Genomic DNA, 670 nt, shown 5'->3' with positions numbered 1-670 from the left:
GTTGATACAGGTATCATACGATATCTCTACTGAAAAGACACGCAATAGAGAGATTAGAGGTTTGAAGAATGCAGCCAAGAAACTAAAGTGCAATAATCTTACGCTTGTAACCTTTGAAGAACAAGAAACAATTGAGGAGGATGGTTACACCATAAATGTTGTTCCTGCTACAGAGTGGTTACTTAACAAATAAATCTTATTTAATTTACTAATAGCAAGGCAAGAATCATAATGCACAAGGCATTACGATACTTGCCTTACTTGTTAATTGGAGTAGCTGAATACACATATAAACACTGACACCCCGATTCACATCGGAGTGCCAGCCTAGTTAACCAAATATATAAACAATGAAAAAAAGAATGTTTATTACATAAATTTATTCCAATCAACCGCAATACGCTCTGATTGCATACCATTCAGCCTACGACCTGCACCATCAAGATTATCCTTTAGCAATCTATCCACTTGCTTTTCCGTACTGATAGAAGTAGTGTAAAAATGATAGATGTCGGAATCTTGAAGTTTATATAAGGTCTCTGCAGCATCCATAATCTTTTCCTTATCTGTAGTCCTATTCAATAAGACATCTGCTACATTACCCAACTCTTCAAAAGTACAGGCTCCCGAAAATTCCGGATCAGGAATAGACTCGGAAGACATCAATTCC

General features: G+C 36.6%; 1 protein-coding gene and 1 pseudogene. One reads left to right on the top strand and one right to left on the bottom strand.

Annotated elements, in window-relative coordinates:
- Window positions 1-193, top strand: a pseudogene (locus NW211_RS13950) (ATP-binding protein); the annotation flags it as partial.
- 176 nt (window positions 194-369) lie between these two features.
- On the opposite strand, the gene NW211_RS13945 reads toward NW211_RS13950, so the two are convergent.
- Window positions 370-670: DUF4122 domain-containing protein (locus tag NW211_RS13945; protein WP_258328284.1), on the bottom strand; the 301-nt coding region annotated here is incomplete at its 5' end.

This window comes from Barnesiella sp. ET7 (assembly GCF_024733785.1).
GTDB lineage: Bacteria > Bacteroidota > Bacteroidia > Bacteroidales > Barnesiellaceae > Barnesiella > Barnesiella merdigallinarum.
The sequence above is the reverse complement of the archived record's forward strand: the minus strand, read 5'-3'. Positions and strand labels throughout refer to the sequence as shown.